Raw genomic sequence first — 25,496 nt, 5'->3', positions numbered from 1 at the left:
AATATTTTTTAGATAATAAACATAATAATAGTTTTATTTTTAAGTAACAGATAATATTTATTAATAATGTAAAAAATTTATAGGTATATATAATTTATAATTATTATATATAATAAGTAAACCATCTTAAAATTATAATTAGAAAATTTTTATTAAATTCTCTTTACAAAATTATTTTTTTGTAATATCTGATTAACCAACTTCGCAGCGTCTTTCCCAATTTTTTTACGGGAATGTTTTAGAATTTTATTTCTACACCTGACGTTTGCTTTTTTTACATAGGTCCGAGCACTCTCGTAGGGCCTTTTATTAATGCCACGTCCCGCGCCTTCTCTTGGCAATGAGGCAAAGAGCCCCGCCTGTGACGTGCCCTCTTCGGTGGAGAGACAATTTATGTCCGTCGCGACGACTGAAAAACGCGCCTTGGTTGAACGTATAGGGATTCCTGCACCTCTTCTATGGGCGTTCGTCGGTCTACTTCTTTTTATGATTGGTGATGGTGTTGAGGCAGGGTATCTTGATACCTATATGCTTCATAATGGTCATACTCAAGGATTTGTGAACCAATTATTCACTTTCTATGGTATTACCGTCATGTTGGCCGCATGGCTCTCTGGCCCTCTTTCTGATTTATGGGGACCCAAGAAAGTCATGTGGTTAGGCCTTGTTTTATGGGCTGCCATTGAAGTTTGCTTTCTTGTCTTTGGCCTTGGTCCCAATAATGGCCCATTAATCCTTTTCTTTTACGCCCTCAGAGGGTTTGCCTATCCTCTCTTCGCCTATGGTTTTTTAGTCTGGATTGCAGCTGCCACACCCGCCCGCATGCTTGGTTCAGCCGCTGGCTGGTTCTGGTTTTCTTTTGCAGCCGGCCTCCCTACTCTTGGCTCACAGTTTGCCCGTTATGCTATTCCTGAAATTGGCGAACTGAACACTTTCTGGTGCTCACTTGGCCTAGTGGTAATTGGCGGCTTAATTGCTCTACTTTTCACTCACGAACCTACTGGCTCCAAACGCCTTTTGCCTGACCATGTTCCTACACGTCAGATCTTTTTTGGCTCACTTTCAATTATGTGGCGTGAACCAAAAACCTTTATTGCTGGTATTGTTAGAACAATTGATACATCCTCAGAATATGCATTTTTGGCTATCATGCCGGCATTTTTCGTAGATCATTTAGGATTTTCTCTAGGGCAATGGCTTAATCTGTTATCCATCGTTTTTTTAAGCAATATTATTTTTAATCTTGCTTCTGGTATGGTGGCTGACAAATTTGGTTATAGGAACGTTATTGCAATTTTTGGTGGTATTGGTGGCTTTATTACAATTCCACTTTTCTACTATGTTCCACTCTGGTTTCCTGGAAATTTCTGGGCCGCTGCTGGTGTTGGTGTACTTTATGGTGCGGCCATTGCTTCATTTGTTCCGCTTTCAGGTCTTATGCCCCAGATTTGCCCAAAAGAAAAAGCCGCAGCCCTTGCTGTCCTTGGCCTGGGTGCTGGAGCGTCAACATGGGTTGGTCCGGCTATTGTGAGCCTATGCGGCGTCCTTTTTGGGTCCAGCTTAACTTACGTTATTTGGGCATTTGCCATTATTTATCTGATTTCTGCTGGCCTAACCATGGCGCTGACAGTGTCTCCTGAAGCACGCCGTCACTTAAAAGAACAACAAAAAGAAATCACAACTGTTCAAGCTGCTGAATAAAATCAGCCCGCTAAAACGAGCTGCCTCTCCAAAAGAGGCGGCTTTTTTAGTTTCAAAACATGTCATAATTCACCACTTTGTCCATTGTTTTGTCCATTGTGATGATTAAGTGGCCTTTTCAAACTTTACTTTACTACCAGCTCCTGGCTTTCACTATCTCGTCTAAATGAGTTGTATAACGTGGCGAACGCATAGCCGAGCGTGCTCCCCAGGATGGGCGAAGAGCCGTTGATGAGGGCCTTAATGTGCCGCGCCCATAACGTGCATTAATGTCATCTAAAACCTGCATAAGCGTACCGCTTTTTTCTTTATCATACGTGCTAAATAAGTCAGACTGATTTGACAGACACGACAAATCATTAAGGATGATACCTGCTTTATAATAGCGATATCCATTTTTCCATAAGGGTTTCAGTAGCCTGATAGATTCAGTAATGAGCACTGCCGTATCATAAGTAGGCTCAATAACTGCACCTCTTTGGTTGGAATAATAAGGATCTCCGCTATGTCTGTTTGTATGGATAAATACCGACAAATAACCTGCCTGTAATCCTTCTGCACGTAATTTTTCGGCCGCTCTCGTTGCATAAGTGGCTATCACTTCACGCATTTCTTTCCATTGCGTTACAACCCGGCCAAAACTCTTTGTTGTTGCTATAGATTTCTTATTGGTTTCCATATCTGCAAAAGAAAGACATGACTGCCCCTTAAGCTCTAATTGGAGGCGTTTTCCTACAACAGAAAGCAACTTTTGAACATGCTCTGGTGGCAGTGCTACAAAATCTGCAATTGTTCTGACACCAAGCTTGTGCAATTTTGCACAATTCTGCTTTCCCAACCCCCATACTTCATCAATATCCAAACGGTCCAACCAGTTCTTACGTGTCTGTTCGTTGGTCAGATCACAAAGGCCGTTTAGTTCAGTATGTTTTTTTGCAATCGCATTAGCAAGTTTTGCTAGTGTTTTTGTTGGCCCCCACCCTATACAGGTTGGTATTTTCGCAACACGCATCACCTCAGATCGAAGCAATGCGCACAGCCCTGCTACATCGTCAAAGCCGCTTAAATCAATAAACATCTCGTCAATACTATAAGGCTCTACCTTTGGAAGCCTCTCTGCAAGACTAAGATAAAAGCGCCGCGATAAATCTCCATAAAGAACGTAATTACTAGAAAACCAAACCACATCGGAAAGTTCAGGACGCTCTTTACAAACATGATAAGGTTCACCCATTTTTACACCAAGAGCCTTGGCTTCAGCAGTTCTGGCGATTGAGCAACCATCATTGTTACTAAGCACCACCACGGGCTTTTTCTGTATAGAAGGCTTAAAAGCACGCTCACATGAGCAGTAAAAGCTGTTTCCATCAATTAAACCAAAAACAGGCACCTTAAAGCTCTTCTCTTACAAGACTAACAGCCACAGCCCAGATAGAGGCATCTATATGTTCAGAAAGATAAACAGGCATATCTAACGCCCTGGAAGGGCGTAAATACCAGCCCCTCTTATCCTGACCTATTTCACAGACAAGCATTTCACCACTCACACAGGCAATAACCACCCCTCCAGCACGAGGAGCGCGAGCAGAATCTGCGACAATAATATCATTATGTCGGATCCCTCTATGATCTAGCTCATCACCAGTGACACGCACGAGATATCGGCTCGGACGACGCAACTCCAGCGTGTCAGTAAGATCAATCGTATTTTCAACATAGTCTTGAGCTGGTGATGCAAACCCTGTGGTTTTATCACCATTATAATTATCATTACCTGATTTTTGCGCCATAAACCGAAGAATAAGGGGAGTTTTTCAAGAAATCAACAGGTATTAATCAATTATTAACCATAAAATAAAATAATTTTATTTTTAATATTATTCATGTATGTATTTAATATTATAATACTTTAAAAATTATTTAAGTATAAATTTTAGAAACCTCTTAAATGAGATTAAGTCATACTGATGTAATATGCTACCTTTTTAATATTATATCTGACAAAATTTATAATTACGTTAGTAAGATATAATATTAATAGCGCCGCTCTTATGTAGTTTTATTGACTTAAATATAAACAATATAAAAATATTATATCTTATATAATAATCTGACCAACACGATCAAAATAACACCAGAAGCATAAGCAAAAAATACGCTAAAGAGGTTAAGTCGATATTACCTTAAGGGAACGCCAGAATCATTCGACTGGATATTACCACAAAACCGTTAGCAGCTCGCGTTTAAAACAAAAAATACGATAATATAAGCAGTATAATCCTTATTGTAATATACAACTATACAACTATACAACTATACAACTATACAACTATACAACTATACAACTATACAACTATACAACTATACAACTATACAACTATACAACTATACAACTATACAACTATAGTTAAAAAATATATTGAATTTTATTTATAAAATAATTTAAATATAACTAACAAAATACATCTTGTTAATTTAACACGTTATAAATATTACATGCTTTTGTAAGACTTAGCAAAGCAGAACTAAAACACATATTGCCAAATGCAATTCAGTTTATTTACTTAAAGATCGCATAACGATTATACCAGGTGTCGTTTTGACATAATTCATAAATGGATAGTCAACCACTTTCATGTTTTCTTTACGCGAAGAAGCATTGCGAAAGACGGGACCATTTTGGGTCATGATAAAAATACCGGTGTGCGAGGCATCTAAACCAGGTAAATTGGTGTAAATTCCAATGTAATCCCCAGTACGCAACCTGGCTAACAGTTTATCATTAATTTTGGCACTAGGAATATATGTGATATCACGCTGTATAACAGGCAAACCAGGTAAATAACTACTGCCATCGGCTTTTTGATTAAGGTTTTTTACCACGCTTACGGCATCTGGGCTTATTTGAGCAGTAATATCTTTTGCTACTAACTGGTTCTTCTCTGCCCAGTCAGTAAAAAAATGTTTACGTTGGGCAAAGGTAATCTCGCCGTCAGCATAGCGTATATTTATGAGTCGTTGCACAAACTCATCTACGTTATGAGAGGTGCTTAATGCTTCAACATAATCAATAAAGGTGAAACAATCGAAAACACGCAAGTCAATGACCAACTGCTCAGGCGTATTTTGCGAACCTATAAGGTGATTGCTGAGATAAGGGGTTCCAAGAAATTCTCGAGAGACCAGCTCAACGATACGGCCATGAGTTAGCGCAGTGGGCCAGCTGGCACGATACGCAAAAAGATTATGTAATTTTTCTAGTGTGCCAGCATCTATATTTGCCTTAGTGCCCGCTATATCAACAATTTCATTATTGGGTAGAGTAGCGGTTTTGGAAATAACAGAATGTTCTACGCATCCGCTGAGGAAAACAGCAATCAACAGCACGGCACGCTTATACATTCCATTCTCCTAAAAGCTTGTGAACTAATTAATTACCTTAACTAATAAACATGTTTGGAGCAAAGTTACCATATACAAGTTTATTTTACATAGCTTTTCCAAATAATTTTTTCTTAGTCAGCATCCTATTATTTAAAAAACCAAATGTGTTTCCCATGCGTTTAAAGATGAATCATCCCAAAATAAAAAGCCTCCAAAGTATGTGAAGAGACTTTGGTAAAATTATATGATTTCTAGACGCAAAAGCTTAAGGCTGAAAGACGTAAAAAATAGTGGCAGCGCGACCCTACTTGCTGGCAATAAACTCCATACCCTTTATAAGCAAAATAAACTGGCCCAGCTGGAAACAAGCATCTAAGCAGCGATCGGCACCGCCCTTGCCTGTTCGTTGATCGATTTACTTACACAAAAAGGACATCCATAGTAACGGACGTAATCACCTTTATCGCTTTCATCGTCAGCCAGTCTGAAAACAGTTTCTTAATGCTCTATCTTTGTCCCGCTATTACATAAACAATTGATTGCGGCAATATTGTCTTGAGTAACGGTAAATTTGTCACTGACCCTACTCGCCCCCCATAAAGAAAAAAACTGATGCTTTTCCTTTAAAAACACTTAAAGCTGTTCAGAGACAATTATGTAGGCGTTGTGCGGGTGCCACTCCCCCACTGTTCCCCACGCGCACGGAAATGAACATAAGAAAAATTGTGCCAAAATTTCGGCTAAACCCGAAACGAGCAGAAATGTCCTTTTAAAATCTTTCTAGTGACCTGACTTGCATCTTCACCTGTAAATGTAACTTACAATTTGTAGGGGGTTTTCCATTTTTTGCCTTCAAGTAAGTAAACAGAGATCAGTCAAAATAAAGGTGGAGAATTACAATAAAATATGAGGCAAAACGAAAAACGCAGAAAAAGGCAGCTATTTAGCGCCACAATTTGCTTTAAACCGCCGATTTTTATGAAAACAGATGGTGGGCGCAACAGGGATTGAACCTGTGACCCCTACCATGTCAAGGTAGTGCTCTACCGCTGAGCTATGCGCCCTCGCCATCTGGTGAGGCAGTTTCTATATAACTCCACGGCATATGACAAGAGGGAAAATTCAAATTTTTACATTTCTTAAAAGATTATAATTTTTGGTTTTACCTTTGTCGCTATAAACTAGGGACGACACACCCCTTATAGGAGAAAAAAACATGCCATCTGATTACGTTTTTAATAGAATTCTTGTGACAAATGACGATGGCTATGGGGCTCCCGGATTAATGATTTTGAAGGAAATTGCCCAATCTTTAGCACGCGAAGTGTGGGTTGTAGCGCCTTTTCGTGACCAAAGCGGTGTTTCACATAGCATTAGCATTCATGATCCTCTTCGTCTTATACAAAAAGACGAAAAAGATTACGCTGTTACCGGCACTCCTGCTGACTGTGTCATTATGGGTGCCAAGCACCTTATGAAAACACATCCTCCTGATTTAATCCTTTCGGGCATTAATTCCGGCGCTAATCTAGGCACTGAAACGCTTTTTTCAGGCACTGTCGGGGCTGCGATGACTGGCATGCTTCTTGATATACCCTCTATTGCTTTAAGTCAGGCCTATGCAGATCCAGACAATATTCCCTGGGCAACATCACGCAAATATGGTGCTCAAATTATTCGCGAAATTCTAAAACTCAAACTTGAACATAAAGTCTGCTTCAATGTTAATTTTCCAAATTGTGGAAATGAAAATGTAAAAAACCGCAAATTTACAACGCAAGGCAAAGGTTTATTAAACGGAGCTGATGTCCAAGCCGAGACTGACCCACGCAATAAAGATTATTTCTGGCTCCAATTACGTCATAAAGACGACAAAAAAGACGATAATATAAGTTCAGAAGCTTATAATCTTTCGCAAAATTATATTACAATCTCTCCGCTACAATTTGAGCGCACTCATCATGATACTCTTGAACAAATTGAACAACAGTTAGGCTGATAGGCTGATAGGCTGATAGGCTGATAGGCTGATAGGCTGATAGGCTGATAGGCTGATAGGCTGATAGGCTGATAGGCTGATAGGCTGATAGGCTGATAGGCTGATAGGCTGATAGGCTGGATAACTGATTTAATTACGCAAATTTAGCAACAAATTATTTCTTGAAAATGTAAATTGAAGGGACGAGCTTAAAAAGCTTCTCCCTTCCTAAAACTTCCTGCTGGCAACAAAATTTAATGATTAAATTTATTGGGGTAATAGGCCAGTTTATTAGGCCGTGAACCAGCTCAATTTAGAACCACCTTGTGATATCTCCTAGAGAATTCCGCTTAAAACCGCGGTTGGTAAAAAATCATTATAATTCTCTTATTTAAGATTTTCTCACTGTCACATATTTCAAACTCTCAACATAATTCTAAAAATTATCTCAATTTGCAATTGCAAATTGTTCGCAACTGTGGTCTTCAAAGGACGTGTTTTTCATCATATGAAACGATTTTAATCATGAGTCCCTCCCCTATCCGCCGTTATCTCCGCCCTGCGCCAATTGCCACGGGAATGATTACTCTTCTTTGTTCAGGCTTACCGTTTGAACCAGCAGATGCGGCTTCTGATAGGGATAAGGACAATTTATTATCTTCTCAGCAAGCTGGGACTACACAGGCAGAAACTTCCACTCAAAACAACAAAACAACAGCCATCAAATCAGAGCATGAAGAACATCTGACAGTACAGGCACATCGTCCCAGTGACATGAATATTTTGCATGAATCTATGGGGCTAAGTCGCATGCCTCAAGATGCTATGCACACGCCGCAAGCTGTCAATGTTGTGCCACAAGAATTAATGAAGCAGCAAAATGTCAAATCACTAGATGAAGCTTTGCGCAATGTTCCCGGCATTACGGCCTCCGTTGGTGAAGGCGAAGGGGGGATGTCAGGAGATCAGTTTCTTATTCGTGGTTTTCAGGCACAGAATGATATTTATGAAAATGGCTTGAGAGATTTTGGCGTTTATACGCGAGACAGCTTTTATTATGACCATGTTTCTGTCATTAAAGGCCCCTCTTCTGAAGTTTTTGGTAATGGCACTACAGGCGGCGCCATAAATATCGTAACAAAGGCCCCTCACGCCGGAAATAGTTATCAGGCAGGTTTCTCTGGTGGCTCTGGCTCATATTATCGCGGTACATTAGATATTAACCGGCAATTAAACGAAACCACAGCCGTCAGAATTTCTGCCATGGGCAATGAAAATAATGTTGTTGGTAGAGATCAAGTTCATTCACACCGCTGGGGTATCGCGCCTTCCATAACTTTTGGAATGGGACAAGATATCTCTTATACACTCGATTATTTCCATCAAAATGATAATCGCATACCTGATTATGGTGTGTGGGTCGTTAACAAACCTGGGGCTTCTGTTGCTAAGCCCATTACTGAATATGGTATTAATCGTAAAAACTGGTATGGCACAACTTTTGATCATGATGATATTAGTACTGATATGATCACGGGCCGCCTCACCGCCAAAGTTGCCCCTTGGCTTACGCTTTATAACGATACTAAAGGCGGTATATATCACCGTTATTATTCTGCTTCTCAGCCTAATTGTAACGTTAAATGCCAAAAAGCGTTTTTCTCTTCAAATCCTTCCAGCGCTGAAATTTCCCGTAATGGTGGTTTAGGTGGCCCTAACCCCTATCGCCAGAGCGACTGGTCTATCCAGGATGTATTTTCGGCAATTGCCCGCTTTAAAACTGGCAGTATTAGACATGAAGTCATTTCGGGATTTGATATTGAGCATATAGAAGATCATCGCCAAAACTACCCCTATAATCATACGCGCGGCGGTACAAATCTTGTAAACCCCTCAAAAGACGTACCGGGTTTAGAACGGTTAACTTGCGCGCAAAATCCAGGGGGCTTAGCTAATATCCCCGGTGGGGTTGGCAGAAAATGTTATAAAGACGGAAATGCGACAGATATTGGCTTTTTCTTCTCTGACCAAGTTTGGTTAACAAACTGGTTTTCTATCAAAGGTGGGTTTCGTCTTGATCAATGGTATAGCTCATATGACGCAACTGGCGGTGTAGCAACAACGCCTGACAGCCATTTTACTCAAAACCAATTTACAATTAATCCAACCGTCAGTCTAATGTACACCCCAACTGACGATATTATGGTTTATTTTAACTGGGCAGAATCAACGACCCCAACAAGTCTTTATGTCACAAACAGCAATGCGCCCTTTATGACAAGCACTGACTTTAAACCAGAGCGCAGTCGCCTTTATGAATTTGGTACAAAATATAATGCCTTTAATGGCCGTATGGGCTTTACCGCAGCCTTTTTCCGACTAGAAAAAAGCAATTCCACAATTACCGATCCCGCTACAGGTGATGTTAGCTCATCATCAGACAGTCAAAGAAACCAAGGTATTGAATTAAGTGCGTCGGGCAATATTACAAGAAACTGGAGCATAATCGGAACTTATGCCTTTTATGACAGCCGCGTCACAGACTCTAAATCGGCAGCTAATGTAGGCAAGCGCATTCAATATGTGCCTAAAAATTCAGCCACATTATGGAGCACTTACACTATTGCCCCTCATACACTCTATAATCTCAACTTTGGTGGTGGCATTACATGGAGAGAAGGTGTTTGGCTCAATGCCCCCAATACGGCAAGAGTGCCCGCAACAGTTGACTTCGATGCTGTAATTTCTCACGATTTTGGAGATCACTGGCGTATTGCAATGAATGGCTATAACCTTGCTAATCGCCTAAATTATAGCAACTTATTTAGCAACCGCGTCACACCTTCACTTGGCAGGTCATTCTTATTTAATCTGAGTGCAAATTATTAATTAGAAAAAATCTTGTAGCCATAGTTACTTAAATATCCCGTAATGATTGCGGGATATTTTTTTATATAAAGTTATAAAATGATTTTAAAAATTATTTTTAAATAAATAACATACTTGTTATTTTATAGCTTCAGCTATAGATTGCAGTTTATTTATGCATAAAAATTATTGACCTTAATTACCACTAACTTCTATCTTGCGTCACTACCATATGCGATAATATTTTTATGCATCAACCATTTAAAGTATTAAAGGAGCAAAGCTAGTGGTCATCAATCAGCTATTTTAAAATTATAAGTCATAACGATTTGCTCACCCGCAACATGACAACCAAGAGTCAATGACGCCACATCTCACATTGCAGGTTCTACATAACTAGTCTCATATTAAAAAAAAGCATCAATAAGCACGTTTAGAAAGAGCATCGAACTATCCTCACCTCTCAATACAATTAAGAGGCGATTTTTTACTCAATAATTTTATTCTGAATTTCAAATATAACTTTATTTATTCATCAAATTCAAATGAGCTGCACAATAAATTAAATTTGATACTCAAAAAATTTTTACTGAATTGAATTATGTAGATTTCCCAATTCACAAATAACTAAAATTGTAAACATCCATAGATTACAAGGTAATAATTGATAAGCATATAAAAATTTTATAAAGCTAACTCGCTGATAGGAAATTATAAAATCCTACAACTGCGTGTCAGAGCTCTCTTATTTTAGCTAATTTTTTATATACAAAGTCTTTATATGCAAGCCTAATAATAAATAAATTTTTAGTATATGATTAGGCATTCCAAATCAAAACATAAAAGAGCTGTCTAGAAAAAAATAATGTTATAAATCCCTTTTTTATCTGCAAGCACATCATCTACATCATTAAACGAAATTGACATGCCATATATAATTATGACGCGCCAGTCACATTTTTCAGACAAAACTATAAAAAAGAAATCGACTTAGCTTAAACATAGATAATCTACAGTCTAAACCATTAATTACGCAGAACGGGCTGGCAGAACAAATCTGCTTTTGGCCCATTCTTGAAAAACTTAAAAATTCATAATCGTACAAAGGAAGTTATAGCGTAAATGCTACGTTCACTTCATTAAGTATCATAGAAACGCTAAATAGTTTAGCGCTTTACGCTCTTCCTTTGTACAACCGTACAACATTTGCTAATAAAATTCAGACATTGAAGAAAAATTTACTTACTTAATCTATACCTGAAATTAATTCCTTGTAAGTAGCTCCTACTGCTTGATGGATAATATATTTAGGGTGTTTTCTACAAGTATCTTCAAAATGGCTTAATACTTCGCTACCTGAATATCCTTTTTTCATAAGATATTCTTTTTTTGTTTGATATACCATCGCGAAGTCTAATACACTGAATGCACCAGCCACCCAATTTTTGACACTGAGATTAGTGATTTTATCGTTTGAATTTAAATAAGATTCACAACTATCATGGCCATATCCTATAAGAAAATATTTAAGACTTCCACCTTTACTTGCAAAAGCAGTACTACAAAAACTAAAAGCGAGAACAAGACCAACAAATAAATGTTTCATAATATAACCTTAATAACTGTTAACGAAATTTTAATATCATTCTTTCTAATTAACTTCTAGATATTTTTCTAATTTAGAAATTAATATTTATAATTATTTTTTGTCTTAAATGAAGCAACGAAAAGATACTTTTAATGAATAGCTGCTTAACATTTTGGGCATATGCAGCATTTATGAGTATTTCATTTGCTTCACTCCATACTATAAGCCTTACTCTGGTTAATTTGCGCACAAATAAATTCTAAAGTTCACGCTACCGGGCTACTTTTAGAAGGCTGCTTTTTATAGAAAAGAAACAATGGCAATTTTTTTATGACCAAAAGCTATTTTAAAGCTCGCAAAATATGTGTTTTAATTTCATTTTATCCACTTAATCTCTGCAAAATTCAAATCTAGTTTGAAAAGCTACCTCACTTTTCAAAACCTATTTCGTGCTGAAAAATGGGGGGAATTTTCTAAAGCTAAGAACTTCCTCAATCCTGTGAAATTTATTTTAGAGACGGGTTTTCATTCGCTTTAATTTCGCAAAATTCAAACTCATCTCAAAAGCTAAACACTTTTTCAAAAGCCATTACGGTTTAGAAAAGACAGTAATATTTTTACATATTTAAAAACTATCTCAATTTTGAGACATATATGTTTCTAACTTTGCCTTCACCCACTTGGGCTCTAAAAAATTTAAGCTTGATTTTGAGAATTTGACGCTCTTTTTAGAAACTACTCCACGTTAAAAAAGAAAATTGTTTTTTTATATTTGGAAACTGCCTTAAGCCTGAAAATATTGGTTGTGAACTTTATTTTCGCCCGCTCAAACTCTGCAAATATTAAAGCTGCTTTTGAAAAACTGACACTTACTCAAAAAACTATCACGCATTGAAAAGAGACTTTGATAATTCTTTTTATGGCTAGGAATTGCATCAAACTTTCGAAATACAGCTTTTAAAATATTGCCTTTATTCGCTTAAGCTCTGCAAAATTCAAACCTGCTTTAAACAATAGAATGCTTTTTTAGAAGGCCACGCTGAGTTAAGAAAAAAGGCCTCTATTTATTTGGTAGTTAAAAGCCTACCTCATACCAAGGAAATATACGCTTTAAACACTGGATGCTCCATTAAAAGGCTGGTTTGTGTTTAAAAACATGACAATTTCTTTGGGAATTCAAAACTACCTCAAACCTACGGAAATCTTCTTTAAAAATTCACATTATTTTTCTAATTTTAAATAATATTTCAGTCCAGATAAGGCGTTTATCAGCAACCCAGACCATGAGAGAGACTATCTCTCATGGCCCAATTTTACGATAACCGCCTTATCTTATGAAATTCCTTTCATCATCTTTTTTTGCTCATAGGCCTTAAATGGCTCAAAAATCTTAGAGAAGTAGAGCCTTCTATAAGAGTCTTGCCAAACACCAAACGAGCCTGCGCTAATGGCTTGAACAGCGAGTTTGGTAAAGTGGCTTGCCATTTTACAACCATGAGTTGAAAAAGATGAATGTGGGATTATGTCTGACTTCCGAAGAAACCGAAATAAAGAGATTGCGCCGCGACCATAGCGCCTTTCTAAAACCTCTTTTTTCGTTCGGAAGTAGATGCGTGTCTTAATATAAATTGTTACGTAATAGGAAAATAAATTTGCAGGGGCATCGTAAAATTGTGATGAATAGCGCTCTAATGGTGAAAAGCCACTAGAAATGACACTATAAGACATGCTACCACCAGGGTTAGCCATGGCCAGTTCCTTTCTGCTTTAAAGGACGGTTGCGGTTAGGGCCGCTTGAGTGCGTCAACACTCTTGCGGCCTGCTTTTTGGATAGAACTATTATTTCCTATTCGTCAAGGGCGTTTTTTTCTTTTGCGCTTAACAAAGCTTAAATTATTTTTATTAGAATTATACTTAGCGGTCATTATTAAAAATTTGCTAAACATTAGGAAAATAACTAAGTCGGACTAAAAAATATGCCAAAAAAAACACAATAAAGAGGCTATAAAAAGGGCCAAGAAAAATAGAGTAACATCTAAGAGATTATATTTTTTACATATGCGAAGATGAGTCGGCAGCGTTCTCAACCTAAAGTTGTTTTACGTGATAATTTTCGCGCGTAAGTGGATGGATGGACCGCTTGCTTATGGCCAAACGTGTCAGAGTGGAAAATATTTTTGCACATGAGAGAATGAGCTGAGCTCTTATCAGAGTGTGACTACAGAAATACAATGTTTCCAGCATGTGCAGAGACAAAGCTATTTATTTTTTATTGAGACTTTATTAATGTTTTAAATAAGACGTGAATATAAATTTATAAAAAATGTTTATACACTTATAAGTTGTAATTATCTTTCTTGGATCAGATTGGATTAGAAGCAATATTTTATTCTGTTTTTAGTAAGAGCTCGAAATGAAAAAAACAACTATAGGTTGTTATACTGATAACAAATAAGTTGGTTTAGGGTTAAAGTCTGGCATTAATTTTTAATTTTAAAAACATTAAAACTATGGATTAAGAAAGAAAATTTGTGTATTTTGTTTAGATTATGAGCGGCGGAGTGACCTTCGATGCACTGCTCATAGTCCGTATTAGGCCTCATGACGCTATGCTACCCTTGTAACATGGCGGTCACCTCTTTCAGAACTGATGGCCAGGGTGCCTGATAAAAAGGCAATAAATGACCCCTGCCTATATTCACCGGTTCTGCGAAGCTATGACTTTTGTGCGAAAATGTATATATAAAAAATCTGTGTAATAGGCGTGCGAGGCAGCATTTTAACTTTACAATTTGCCTTTTTAGAGCAAGACGCAAAGTAAGCACCGGCCTGATACCCACCATACTGGTATAATTTAATAGACTAGCATTTGCATGACTTAACATGCTCATAACGTAAATAGTCATAATCTAAGTTTTCTTTCTTAGACTGACTTAGATTATGATAAAACCATGGTGGTGGCAGCCACTATGGCCCGTTTATTATGAACACGCCCTTATTTTTTGTAAAGTCAAGGGTTAGTAAGTTGCAATTATTAAGTGATGATAATTTTCTCTATAACAATCATTTCTTAATTTTGAGAGTTTGTTAATTTTTTAAACAAAGCGTGATTGCATATTTATGATGGGGTAATAATGCCCTTATAGGTTGTGACTAACTTTCTTTAAATTAAGTCTGATTAGAGCCTTAAGTTTGTTATAGCGTTAGTAAAACCGTAAAAAACAGACACAATTTTAAGTTGCTACATTACTGGTGATGAGATGAAATATGATTTTTCATTATGAGGCTTTTTGAGAGACATATTTATAAAGTTTGACTTATAAAAGATTGAGACAGTTTAAGTTAATTTTATATTGAGATTTTAAGTAAATACATAATTATCAATGATTTAGAAAAATTTACGCAAAATAGATCAAGCTATTTTACCCATTTAATAAAATAAATTATTACCAAAAAAATTGACCATTTTCTTGTGCTTTTACTAATGCGTCTAAAAAAGCCACTGATTGGAAATGAGCCATGAATCGTGCCTCATAAACTCTGGGCTATGAGCTTCTTTTACGTGCGGGGCTGAACCACCCCATTAACTTCACAATATTTCTATATAAGCCTCTCAACTGAAAGCCTCATCTTGGCCCTCCTATTCCTCGTAGATAATGATTTCACCTGAAAATATTTTTTTCTCTCACGAGCTACTGCCATCTCATAAGTGGTCAGTATTTTCATTAGCGCATTAGCCTTAACACTCTGTGTTTTCTCAAGTCTTAATGCCAGAAAAAGAATCAAGTCAGAGCGGCCATTTAAGACGGCACTAAGAGCTTGGCGGAAAATAAACAAGCTTTCAGCAAGTTTTTTAAAAAATGTTTTTTCAGGAGTGATAACGGCTTCCTTCTGTCGCTTTCTGGCAGGCATGGCCAAGGAAGAGTGCATTTTAAAAGCCACAATAATTTTCAGATTCGGTTAATAAATTTTTTATCATGAACGACAAAAAAATAAGGCACTAGTTCTTAGAAACAGTCATGAACCAATATTTGGCCTGATCTTTTTTCAGAAAATGGACGTCGAAATTAAGTGGCTGATAATATCTTCCTGAAAGAAGCCGCCTGAAGATTTACAAGCACAAGACGGATAAGAGTTACATCATCCAAAAACCCTTTTGCATTTCCTATCGTAAAGAAACGCTTTAAGCCTTTATATGTAATGTTTTCAATTTTCATATGTGGAATGAAACACTTTAGATTTATCATTCAAAGAAAATCATATTGCTTATTCTCTTTTATTATGATATAATCTTCAGTTACTATTTTGTGGTTGGTATGAAATCTAGCTTTTTCCGGAGCCTAACTGGCACACGGTCAGCATTATAGCGTGACTGGCAGAAAACGAGGTTAATCCCCTGATCTTTCAGGTAATAACATGGCCAAAAATATCATCAATAATATAATGATCACTTGCATGGCATTGACGCTCCGCCGCAACCAGAATGCGCTTGTTCAAAGAACACTTGCTTACCAGTTTCAGACCAGAAGATGCACTGATTCTACCCCTGAATATTGGGACGCCATTATGTGGTGTCTCACAGTGCGCCTTGCTTTTTCTAACGAGCAGGACGCATCGCCATTTATTGTTTCTCTCTCATTTTCTGCCCTGAATATAATCAGGACAGCCAACACATAAGTTCCCTTTATGGGCCTTTTCGCCCCTCTCTTTTTTTTAGGTCAATTACTCTATTGGCCCGTTATGGAAATATAAAATCTATGAAACGCTTTTTTATTATAGGCTGTGTCTTTTTTCCCTCCCTCGCACTGGCGCAATCTGCTCCAACATTAACGTCACACGCTTCTCTTGAAGGCCCCACGGGCTTGAAAAATGCCCTTGCAGTCAAGGCAGGTGTCCAGAATGCAACCCTAAATAGTCCGGCAATCAAGGGCGCTATGCTTGATGGCAATCAGCGCGTCTCTGGAACGGGATCGCCAGCAAGCCTCACGTCTCCGCTCACCCACTTCAAAACGGTACCAACCGTTATGGACTACGGCGCTGTGGGCGATGGTTCAACCGATGATGGCACTGTAATCTCTGACGCCGTCAAATCAGCTGGGACACTTCCGATCTTTTTTCCTAAGACATCTGCCGGCTATATGTTAAATAGTGGTGAGTTTTATGGAGGCATATATCCCAACTATAACTGGGCATGGCCTTCAAATACAAAGGTCTATTCTCCAATAGGCACTTATTTTCTGGGTAATAACAGATTCCAAGGGACTGCCATCGGAGATCCGTCTCATTGCACGGGTAATATTTTCTCCCCTTACACCCAACCGTGCCTGATTGCGACAAACTATAAGTTCATCATGGATCCTGCCAGTGTTTGGCAAGGACCAAGTACAACTAATATCGGCATGGACATTGAATGTCTGCCCAACCACAAGTCGCCCAATAGCAATAATCTTACCAATAATGGAAAGTTCCGAAACTGGATTGCCTGCCTCTATCTCGCCGCTGATACAGGACAGGATGGTCAGACCAGCAGTTCTGGCAACGGGTTCGGTTCTTCAATCAGCACAGAACTTGAAAACAGGGCGCTTAATGTCAATTCAAACTCGGGGATTATGGTTGAGGATAATGTCAATCTGATTAATGCGCCAAGAGATGGCGGGATCACACGCGACCATTTTATCCTCTCATATGCCACAGGCAGCGCCCAGTCCTCTATATTGGCAGGTCATAGCCCTTGGGGTCTTGGTTCTGAATGGTCTGAGGGGATTGAAATAAACTGCACGCCCTTTGAAAGCATAACAGCACCTGCACCAGCTAAAAACGGAAACGGCGAAACCGTTTACCAGACAAATGGTGTTGGAAGTAATGCGCGTTATAATATCTGCGCAAGATGGACACGCGGCATGTCAGTCACAGCTGCTGTCGATAATTACGTGGCAGGTGAGTTCATAAATGGAGAAAGCGGAAATTTCTTCCGGGGCACTGATGCAGAAGGTCGTAATCTGTTCTGGGTCGATAAAATGGGTAATGTGCGCGGCACTTCACTAGGAGTTAACGACGCTGCGGGAACATGGCGTTATGTCAATTTCGAAAGTGCCGGTTCAACACGATGGGAAGCCGGAACCGATTCAACGGCTGAGAGCGGAAATAATGCCGGCTCCGATTTCTATATCGCCCGCAAAGATGATTCTGGAGCTTCCCTTGATTTTCCGTTACAGATCAACAGGCAAAACGGGCTTACAACCCTTAATGACGGACTGAAACTTAAAGGCGTCAAATATGCCTCTTTGCCCGCCTGCTCTGCCGCTATAGGGGGACAGATACAAAGCGTCAATGATAGCGCTGTCAATAATTGGGGCGATATCGTTTCTGGCGGCGGCTCTTTCGTGATTGTCGCCTTCTGTAACGGCACAAACTGGACTGTTATGGCAAAATAATGCCTCTCCGGCACCTCGCATTATCTGGCAAATCTATGATATGCGCGGCGCCTCAGTCGCCACGCAACGCTGCCTTAATCTCTGTGCAGACCCCTTCCCTCAAAAGAGAAAAAAGCTGCTCGTTTTACTTATTATCTAACGCCTGGTCTCAGCGCCTATGCGCAGATGTCCGGGCCAATCGATTATCTCAATCAGGCCGGTAATGGGGATCTAATTGCCTTTGCTGGTGGCATTCTGGCTCATATTTGCGAATGCGGCAGGATTTACAAAATAGGCGGCGTCGCTACTGGCGCCAGACCTATCAGGATTTCTGATAATGGCAGATGCTTTTTTATCATAAATAGTTCAAGAAATGGGGGATATTACTACGCCATGCCCGGCTCTGCAGATAGAGCCGGCGTTTCAACCAGCTATGACTTCACCCCTTCAGAAGCTGTCAGTTCTGATACATAGACCATAACGATCTCATCGCACTTCATTACTGCCGGAGGATATAATTACCAGATAACTGACAAGGGAATAACAGATAGAATAACGTTCCTTTCCGCTTCCCCCAACCCATCAAATAACGATTATACTAATCTCAGCTTTTCAGCTTCCGTAACTGAAGCACCGGATGCGGCCACCTAACTGGATGTAACAGCCGTCTTTATGACAGCATATAGAGCTCTGGTTGCACGAACCAATCCTGTTTTTTACGGCTCGCCTACCATTGATATTCTTGATACATTCTTCTTATTCATCAATCCCGGAACCACGAACTGGTATATATCCCCCGCACAGTTTGCTGACAGAGAACAGCACATTTTTGATAGCCTCTATGTAGCATCTGACAGCGCCAGCCTGAGCACAATCATCAGCTTGGGCATTTGTAAACAGTTCATATGGTTATTCGGGCATTGATAGTCAGAATGATAATATAATAATGGTGCGAGAGATTTCCCCGTTCCAACGCGTCTCAAGCATAACGATTGAAGTGGGTTGCATCAGCCCCTATACCATCGTAAGGATCTCTGTAACGGGAAGAACTCTTAGTGTGTGCAATATGTGGCTAGGACAGACCCGAGACCGCACCCTTCATATTGTTTTTCCCACGATAGTTTCGTCACTATCCTTTTCCGTATTGGCATTTTATCAATTGAAGCGTCTTCAAACAGATTTTTAAGATCATCGTACAGTCTTCTCATCTTTTGATAAAAAAGAGCGGAAATGTCTTACTTTTTACTACCTGACAAGAGCGCCTGTCTCCGTAATCACTAACTCGCTCTACCCCATCTTTCATTATGGGGTTATTCAAAAAACCGAAACATCGCTTCCTCCAACGTCTTGATCTTCACCAGGCCCATCCTCCTAAATGAACACCGGCCGACCTCTTGGAAACAACGGAGGCAAAACTGAATATGATCCTTGAAGATAAGTTTATTGGGCTAAACATAGGTATACAGATTACCATTATATCGGCATTCTTTAGGCAATTTCCTGTTTTCCGTTTTACTCAAAAAACGGCAGTCTCACGTTATCAGAATTTCCCTATTATACCATCATAAATGAGAAGATAGCGCCGTTTAGCTAATCCCATAACTTTCAATACCTCTATTGTCTGTCTAGACAGGATTACAATATGAGGAAGTTTTATATTATGGGCCAAATGCAGCAGAAGATGGGGCCAGAGCACGCGCAGTGATGAAAAAATAAGACAGAGAACGTGAAGCAGAGCAAGAAGAAATGCCTAAATATCTCAATTAAGTAACCTAATGGGGCTCTGCACCCGCACGCTATCGCCGCTTCATATTTTACTGAGCCTCAAATCAATGGACAAGAAAGAACGAGAAAAAATGATAAGAAACGGGACAAAACGGGAAATGATACACAAGAGAGGAGACAGCCCCCAAACACTACAACCCGCTATAAACTACCATTTTTAAGAAAAAATATGGTGGATGCGACAGGGATTGAACCTGTGACCCCTGCCGTGTGAAGGCAGTGCTCTACCGCTGAGCTACGCATCCTTTTCTTGCAGCCAGGTTTTTAACAATTTCTTATTCTCGCGGCAATAGGCCACGAGATGAATAAGGTCATTAAAAGCCAAACATATGATCTAAAGAAAATCCACCCTGCTCATTTTCAACGCCATGATATCCAAAAAGGCGACATGTTAAGTCACGAATAATAATATATCCGCCCTCACCTGCTTTTTCTAAATCATCACTGGAAAAAATATTGTTAGGATAGAAAAACAAAGAGCCAGAGGGCACGACAGAAATCGTTTTTTTCGGTAACATAACTCCCATTTTGGGCCAATAAGTATAAAACCGTTACTGAAGGAAATCTATTTGAGGCAGAGCAAGGATAGATAAGGTGGCAAAATGTTTTTAGCTTTTGATTTTCTAGATTCCGACCCAATTTTAAAAATAAGCGCGTTGATAAGCCTGGAGCAGGACCAGAATAAGATTGTGGTTCAGACCGCCATGTCATGAGTGTATTGAAAATATGAGCACCAAAGCTTGTTTCAGCCTTATGACCCGAAGAGACATTGTGATATCGCATCATGGCATGAAGCCAACCATCAGCAATACCCCCTTCTCTAAAATCGTAAACTAACTCACCATGTCCCGCGGTTTCTACCAGCTCATTAATAGCCACAGCTTTTTTATGATCACGCTTGAGATTTCCTAAAAAATGCGCTCCTAAAATATTACCTTGCCGATCAAACAAATCCAGACGTAAAGGCATTGTTTCAAGTGCCTCAGACATGGGGTTAGGCTGTATAAAATTTTCAAAATATTTTGGATCTAAAATTGGGAAAGGAAGTAAGAACCCACGGCCTAAAGAGGGATGCAAATCTTTTATTTGAGGTTCAGGCACAAGATCAGACCGCATCACATTTAAATGTGCAATTCTTGTTCGCTCACCCTCTATTATTTCATAGCGCGGCCGTACCATGGTTTTGGCTGCTTTCATTTCAAACTGGGCAGGCCATTTTACCTCTGGAAAAAGAGCAGCCATATCTAAACCATAAGTTTGGTAAGGCTCTAGCTTATGATCAAATGTGCGCTCTTCTTTTGTTCCCATCACTCTAAAAGATAATGTCTTTGGTGCTATTGAGACGCCATGGCTATTTTGAAGCCATACACAAAGCTTTTCATTTTCACCTGGCGCCGGAAGAGAAGCATAATGATTAGATGGCCATGCATTAGCGTCATGTGTGACTGAAAGACTAGGATTATCGCCTTGCCCAGTCGTATCTAGCGCATATTTGACAACATCATGCCCTCGCGCGCCAATAACGTGAATAAATAATTGGCCTGTAAAGGCGGGCAATGAAAAACGCTTGCGAATATCTCTACTATCAATAGTAACACTGGCTCCAGCTTCTTCTATAGTCTGGTCCCATTGGGCGATAACCCGACCATTTTCATCATAAAGCTGAAACCAGTAACAAACTTTATCCGCTCCGTAATTTGACCAATAATTAGCCGTAAATAAGCGGGTAGAAAAATTATCATTATCACGAAAAAATGCGAAATTTGTCGCAAAATTGCGTTTATCTAAATATGGAAGTCCAGCCTGAAGAAATTTTGCCGGTAAGCGTGCCGCTTCAAGTGTGTATAAGCTACGGCCATTGAGCAAATTAGTGAAACGATTTTCCATTTTTGCTTTCTCAAAAGAAAGCACTAAGACATGATTTTCTTCACAAGATGGCAGATCTAATAAAGAGCGCCACACTTTTCCATAAGGTGCCGCTTGACCTAATTTTTCTGTATCATGTGTTAAAAATGTACTAATCTCGAAATTCGGATAAAGCCCAATAAAACTGTCAAAGTAATTTTCTGGGTCATAAAGCGCTATTTTCTTACCTTTTAAAGAATTTTCTAACGCTTTGAGAGGTTCGACAGCTAAAGGATGAGAAAGAGCTTTGTAAAGAATGTTCCCACCTTGAGGGCCAAATGTAGAAACATTGATCATGCTAAACTCTTTCTTAATAAAAATATCCGTCTTTTTATTTCTTCAACGGCTAGAGGGGTATCGTCAAGTTTTTCGGTATGATTAATTTTCATGTTGACCCCAAAAGACGTAACACGATTTTCCGTTTTTAAAATATTAATAAAATATTTTAGACGGCTAGACTGACCTGATAACGGCAATATCCCTACCGGCAATCTTGTTGCTATGGCCTCCGAAATCATTGAGACGCTATCTTCTGTGACGGCAAGGCAGTCTGAGCAGGCTAGAATGCCAAGATAAGGATTATCTTCTCCCTCACCTTTTAAAATTCTGACATTATAAGGTGTTAATATTTTTTCCATCCTATTAAGAGCTTTGGGATCTGTACGCCTTGATGGCGTTATAATGCAGCTCATATTATGCGCTGTTATAAAAGCCTGTATTTGATGTGCGATAAAAACGGCCTCTTTTTCTCCAAACACATATCGTCCATTTGAACCTCCCAAAAGAACACCCAATATTTTGCTCTCTCCTCCAATGAGGCGAGAAGACCATCTATGACGAGCTTGCGAAAGAGCCTGATCTGTTACGCCATGCAAAGCTGTGCGAATAGCAAAAACGTTTTCGCCTTTAAGTTTATCGTGATGGTTCGCTATGACTAAAGCAAAGTTCTTAAGTGATATGCGAGGATTTTGTATTTGAATAACAGGTAACTTACAGATAGACCCTAAAGCCTTACCAATAATGGCCCCTTTACCGCCAATGCTGACAAGGAAGTCACTTTCAGCTTTAACTGTAAGTGGATTAACATATTTTAGAGGGTCAGCACCTAAGCGAAATTTTAAGGATGAAAAAGAAGAGTTTTTTTTAAAATTAACGGGCTGGAAATCCCAGCTAAACCCTGCCCGCTCAAGCAGACCCCTTCCCTGAGAAAGCATACCGGCATAATTTTCGGCTATAAGCGTTGCGTGCATATATACTCTTTATTTAATGGCTATGCTTTAAACGCCTTTATCATAAGTGTAATAGTAATTTTATGACACAAAATACAGCTCTTTCTTCCGCTCCACTCCAAAATTTTGAAGCATTAGGACTTCTCCCAGCTCTTTGCAAAGCTGTGCAGAGACTAGGCTTTAACAAGCCAACTTTAATTCAGCAAAAAGGGCTTCCTGCTTTACTTAAAAATAAAGATGTTCTTTTGCCCAGCCAAACAGGCAGTGGAAAAACAGCAACTTTTCTTTTAGCCGCCTTACAGAAACTAGCAGAAAAGAAACAAAAAGAGGGTGAGTTTTATCAACCTTACCCACAGATTCTTATTTTGGAACCAACACGTGATTTGGCTACTCAAACAGCTGGTGTATGTCGTCAATTAGGGCGCGACATTGGTGTTAAGACACGGCTCATTTGTGGAGGCACTTCCAGAGAACAGCAACTTCGTTCTTTGGAGGGAGGCGTTGAAATTATCATTGCCACCCACGGAAGATTGCTTGATTTTGTGCAAAATGGCCAGCTTGATCTAAGTCATATTGAATATTTGGTTCTTGATGAAGCTGATCGCTTACTTGATGAAGAATTTAGTCAGAGTATGACAGCTCTCATCCCTTATCTGGCTGATCATCCTCAAACAATTTTTTGCTCAGCAACATTGCCCGATACGGTCATGGCACTTGCCAAAAAAGTGACCCGCAACCCGGTGCAAATTGAAATTGAAGAAGAAACAAAGACACCGCGCCGTTTACAGCAGCGCGCCATTTTTCTTCATGATGAGGAAAAAGAAAGCACGGTTCAAAATATTTTAACGCAATTTGCTACAGAAGAGCGAATTATAGTTTTTGTTAATACAAAAAAAAGTGCCAATGAATTGGCCAAAAAAGTGAGAAGTTGGGGATTTAAAGCCGAATCTTTCCATAGTGAACGTTCTCAGGGAGAACGCAAAAAAGTTTTGGATCACTTTCAAGGCAAACAATGTTCTATTCTTGTCACTACCGATATTGCTGCTCGTGGCTTAGATATTGATAATGTCAGTATCGTTATTAACTTCGATCTTCCTAAAAGCAGTGAAATTTATATTCACCGTATAGGACGCTCTGCAAGGGCAGGTAAAAAAGGAAAAGCTCTTTCTCTCATTACCTTTGACCAACGTCATTTATTGCGTGATATTGAAAAAAATATTCAGCACCGCATCCGCATTATTACGCCTGACGATTTAACACGCTAATTTTTAAACACGTCTAAATCAGAGTATATCAAGATTACTATGTTGGGATATTACATCCCAACATAGTTTCTAAAATATTTTATGCTGAAGCACGATCATAAATTGGGAAACGACGGCAAAGTTCCAGTACCTCTTCCCTTACACGCTGAATCGTAGCCTCATCACCTTCTTCAGCGCTGAGAACATCATTGATCATGTTTGCCACTTTACGGAACTCAACTTCGCCAAAGCCACGAGCCGTTGCAGCAGGAGCACCGAGGCGAATACCTGATGTAACAAAAGGTTTTTCAGGATCAAAAGGAATGGCATTTTTATTTGCCGTAATTCCTGCTTTTTCAAGCAAAGCTTCGGCTTGTTTGCCAGTTACTTTTTTGGGGCGAAGATCCACTAGAACCAAATGGCTGTCAGTGCCACCCGTAACAATGTCGAAACCTAGTTTCTTTAACTCATCACCTAATGCGCGTGCATTATTAAGCACATTTTGTTGGTAAGTTTTAAAGTCAGCCTGAAGGGCTTCACCAAAAGCAACGGCTTTACCAGCAATAACATGCATTAATGGGCCACCTTGAAGCCCAGGGAAAACAGCAGAATTAATTTTTTTGGCTAGTTCGGGGTTATTTGTCATAATAACACCGCCACGAGGCCCTCTTAATGTCTTATGAGTGGTCGTGGTTGTGATGTCTGCAAAAGGAACAGGGCTTGGATAAAGGCCAGCAGCCACAAGCCCTGCAAAATGGGCCATATCAACCATTAAATAAGCGCCGACTTCATCAGCAATTTTACGGAATCTGGGGAAGTCAATCACGCGTGGATAGGCTGAGCTACCTGCTACGATGATTTTGGGCTTATGTTCACGAGCTAGCTGTTCCATTTGCTCATAATCGAGCAGGCCATCTTCGCCGCGGACGCCATATTGAACTGAGTTAAACCATTTCCCAGAATAATTAGGGGCAGCACCATGAGTAAGGTGACCACCTGCTGCGAGGCTCATGCCTAAAATAGTGTCTCCTGGCTTTGCAAGAGCCATAAAAGCGGCCTGGTTAGCATTGGCTCCGCTATGAGGTTGCACATTAGCAAACTCGGCACCAAAAAGTTTTTTCAGGCGCTCAATAGCGATTTCTTCAACTTTATCGACTTCTCCACAGCCACCATAATAACGGCGCCCTGGAAGACCTTCGGCATATTTGTTCGTCAGAACGGAACCTTGCGCTTCCATCACTGCAAAAGACGCCATATTTTCAGAGGCAATAAGCTCAATGCCGTCTTGCTGGCGTTTTAGTTCAGCTCCGAGTAAAGCATTTATGTCAGGATCTCTTTTAGAAAGTGACTGATGAAAGAAGGATTTTAGGTCAAACTGATCAGCATGTTCAGCCATTGTTA

19 protein-coding genes and 2 tRNA genes are annotated in these 25,496 nt (G+C 39.5%); 8 read left to right on the top strand and 13 right to left on the bottom strand.

Going from position 1 to position 25,496, the window contains the following annotated elements:
- Positions 1-393 precede the first annotated feature (393 nt).
- Positions 394-1,701, top strand: coding sequence for an MFS transporter (locus tag GT348_RS03835; protein WP_160618589.1), 1,308 nt, complete (start codon positions 394-396; stop codon positions 1,699-1,701).
- A gap of 133 nt (positions 1,702-1,834) precedes the next feature.
- On the opposite strand, the gene GT348_RS03830 is transcribed toward GT348_RS03835, so the two are convergent.
- The 4 genes from GT348_RS03830 to GT348_RS03815 all read right to left on the bottom strand — a co-directional run bounded on the left by GT348_RS03830 (position 1,835) and on the right by GT348_RS03815 (position 6,149).
- On the bottom strand, positions 1,835-3,091 hold the full coding sequence (locus GT348_RS03830) for a Y-family DNA polymerase (RefSeq protein ID WP_160618588.1): 1,257 nt from the start codon (positions 3,089-3,091) through the stop codon (positions 1,835-1,837).
- 1 nt (position 3,092) lies between these two features.
- Positions 3,093-3,491, bottom strand: a complete 399-nt coding sequence (locus GT348_RS03825; RefSeq protein WP_160618587.1) for a S24 family peptidase — start codon at positions 3,489-3,491, stop codon at positions 3,093-3,095.
- A 766-nt stretch (positions 3,492-4,257) separates the two neighbouring features.
- Positions 4,258-5,103 carry a DUF1460 domain-containing protein gene (locus GT348_RS03820; RefSeq protein ID WP_160618586.1) on the bottom strand — a complete coding sequence of 282 codons (846 nt, stop codon included), beginning with the start codon at positions 5,101-5,103 and terminating at the stop codon, positions 4,258-4,260.
- Between the two features lie 971 nt (positions 5,104-6,074).
- Positions 6,075-6,149 (bottom strand) — tRNA-Val (locus tag GT348_RS03815).
- Positions 6,150-6,301: 152 nt separating this feature from the next.
- On the opposite strand from GT348_RS03815, the gene surE reads away from it, so the two are divergent.
- Entirely contained in the window at positions 6,302-7,084 is a 783-nt protein-coding gene (gene surE, locus GT348_RS03810; protein ID WP_160618585.1) for a 5'/3'-nucleotidase SurE, read from the top strand.
- Between the two features lie 504 nt (positions 7,085-7,588).
- Positions 7,589-9,952, top strand: a complete 2,364-nt coding sequence (locus tag GT348_RS03805; protein ID WP_160618584.1) for a TonB-dependent receptor — start codon at positions 7,589-7,591, stop codon at positions 9,950-9,952.
- A 1,225-nt stretch (positions 9,953-11,177) separates the two neighbouring features.
- Here the strand turns inward: GT348_RS03805 and GT348_RS03800 are convergent.
- From GT348_RS03800 to GT348_RS03785, 4 genes are all read right to left on the bottom strand, one after another.
- A complete protein-coding gene (locus GT348_RS03800; protein WP_160618583.1) occupies positions 11,178-11,537 on the bottom strand; it encodes a hypothetical protein in 360 nt (119 codons plus the stop codon).
- A 1,314-nt stretch (positions 11,538-12,851) separates the two neighbouring features.
- Positions 12,852-13,268, bottom strand: a complete 417-nt coding sequence (locus GT348_RS03795) for a hypothetical protein (protein WP_160618582.1) — start codon at positions 13,266-13,268, stop codon at positions 12,852-12,854.
- A 1,851-nt stretch (positions 13,269-15,119) separates the two neighbouring features.
- A complete protein-coding gene (locus GT348_RS03790) occupies positions 15,120-15,449 on the bottom strand; it encodes a helix-turn-helix domain-containing protein (RefSeq protein ID WP_160618581.1) in 330 nt (109 codons plus the stop codon).
- A gap of 137 nt (positions 15,450-15,586) precedes the next feature.
- Positions 15,587-15,736 (bottom strand): hypothetical protein, encoded by a 150-nt coding sequence (locus GT348_RS03785; RefSeq protein WP_160618580.1) that lies wholly within the window; start codon positions 15,734-15,736, stop codon positions 15,587-15,589.
- A 238-nt stretch (positions 15,737-15,974) separates the two neighbouring features.
- Between GT348_RS03785 and GT348_RS03780 the strand changes: the two genes are divergently transcribed.
- From GT348_RS03780 to GT348_RS03765, 4 genes are all read left to right on the top strand, one after another.
- Positions 15,975-16,196 (top strand): hypothetical protein, encoded by a 222-nt coding sequence (locus GT348_RS03780; RefSeq protein ID WP_160618579.1) that lies wholly within the window; start codon positions 15,975-15,977, stop codon positions 16,194-16,196.
- An 80-nt stretch (positions 16,197-16,276) separates the two neighbouring features.
- Positions 16,277-17,953 carry a hypothetical protein gene (locus GT348_RS03775; protein WP_160618578.1) on the top strand — a complete coding sequence of 559 codons (1,677 nt, stop codon included), beginning with the start codon at positions 16,277-16,279 and terminating at the stop codon, positions 17,951-17,953.
- A 165-nt stretch (positions 17,954-18,118) separates the two neighbouring features.
- Entirely contained in the window at positions 18,119-18,406 is a 288-nt protein-coding gene (locus tag GT348_RS03770; RefSeq protein ID WP_160618577.1) for a hypothetical protein, read from the top strand.
- 198 nt (positions 18,407-18,604) lie between these two features.
- A complete protein-coding gene (locus GT348_RS03765) occupies positions 18,605-18,856 on the top strand; it encodes a hypothetical protein (RefSeq protein WP_160618576.1) in 252 nt (83 codons plus the stop codon).
- 1,031 nt (positions 18,857-19,887) lie between these two features.
- Here the strand turns inward: GT348_RS03765 and GT348_RS03760 are convergent.
- From GT348_RS03760 to GT348_RS03750, 4 genes are all read right to left on the bottom strand, one after another.
- Positions 19,888-19,962 (bottom strand) — tRNA-Val (locus GT348_RS03760).
- Positions 19,963-20,031: 69 nt separating this feature from the next.
- Complete coding sequence (locus tag GT348_RS09680) at positions 20,032-20,208, bottom strand: hypothetical protein (RefSeq protein WP_369692628.1); 177 nt, start codon at positions 20,206-20,208, stop codon at positions 20,032-20,034.
- Positions 20,177-21,919 (bottom strand): hypothetical protein, encoded by a 1,743-nt coding sequence (locus GT348_RS03755; RefSeq protein ID WP_369692627.1) that lies wholly within the window; start codon positions 21,917-21,919, stop codon positions 20,177-20,179. The genes GT348_RS09680 and GT348_RS03755 overlap by 32 nt, the downstream gene beginning before the upstream one ends.
- Positions 21,916-22,872: a mitochondrial fission ELM1 family protein gene (locus GT348_RS03750; RefSeq protein ID WP_160618575.1), complete on the bottom strand. Its 957-nt coding sequence runs from the start codon at positions 22,870-22,872 to the stop codon at positions 21,916-21,918. Before GT348_RS03750 ends, GT348_RS03755 begins: the two co-directional genes overlap by 4 nt.
- A 62-nt stretch (positions 22,873-22,934) precedes the next feature.
- On the opposite strand from GT348_RS03750, the gene GT348_RS03745 reads away from it, so the two are divergent.
- Complete coding sequence (locus tag GT348_RS03745; RefSeq protein ID WP_160618574.1) at positions 22,935-24,116, top strand: DEAD/DEAH box helicase; 1,182 nt, start codon at positions 22,935-22,937, stop codon at positions 24,114-24,116.
- A gap of 79 nt (positions 24,117-24,195) precedes the next feature.
- Here GT348_RS03745 and glyA read toward each other — a convergent pair whose 3' ends face one another.
- On the bottom strand, positions 24,196-25,491 hold the full coding sequence (gene glyA / locus GT348_RS03740) for a serine hydroxymethyltransferase (protein WP_160618573.1): 1,296 nt from the start codon (positions 25,489-25,491) through the stop codon (positions 24,196-24,198).
- Positions 25,492-25,496 lie beyond the last annotated feature (5 nt).

Origin of the sequence: Aristophania vespae (assembly GCF_009906835.1) — a bacterium.
Taxonomy (GTDB): domain Bacteria; phylum Pseudomonadota; class Alphaproteobacteria; order Acetobacterales; family Acetobacteraceae; genus Aristophania; species Aristophania vespae.
Note: the sequence above shows the minus strand (reverse complement) of the source record. Positions and strands in the feature narration are given on the sequence as shown.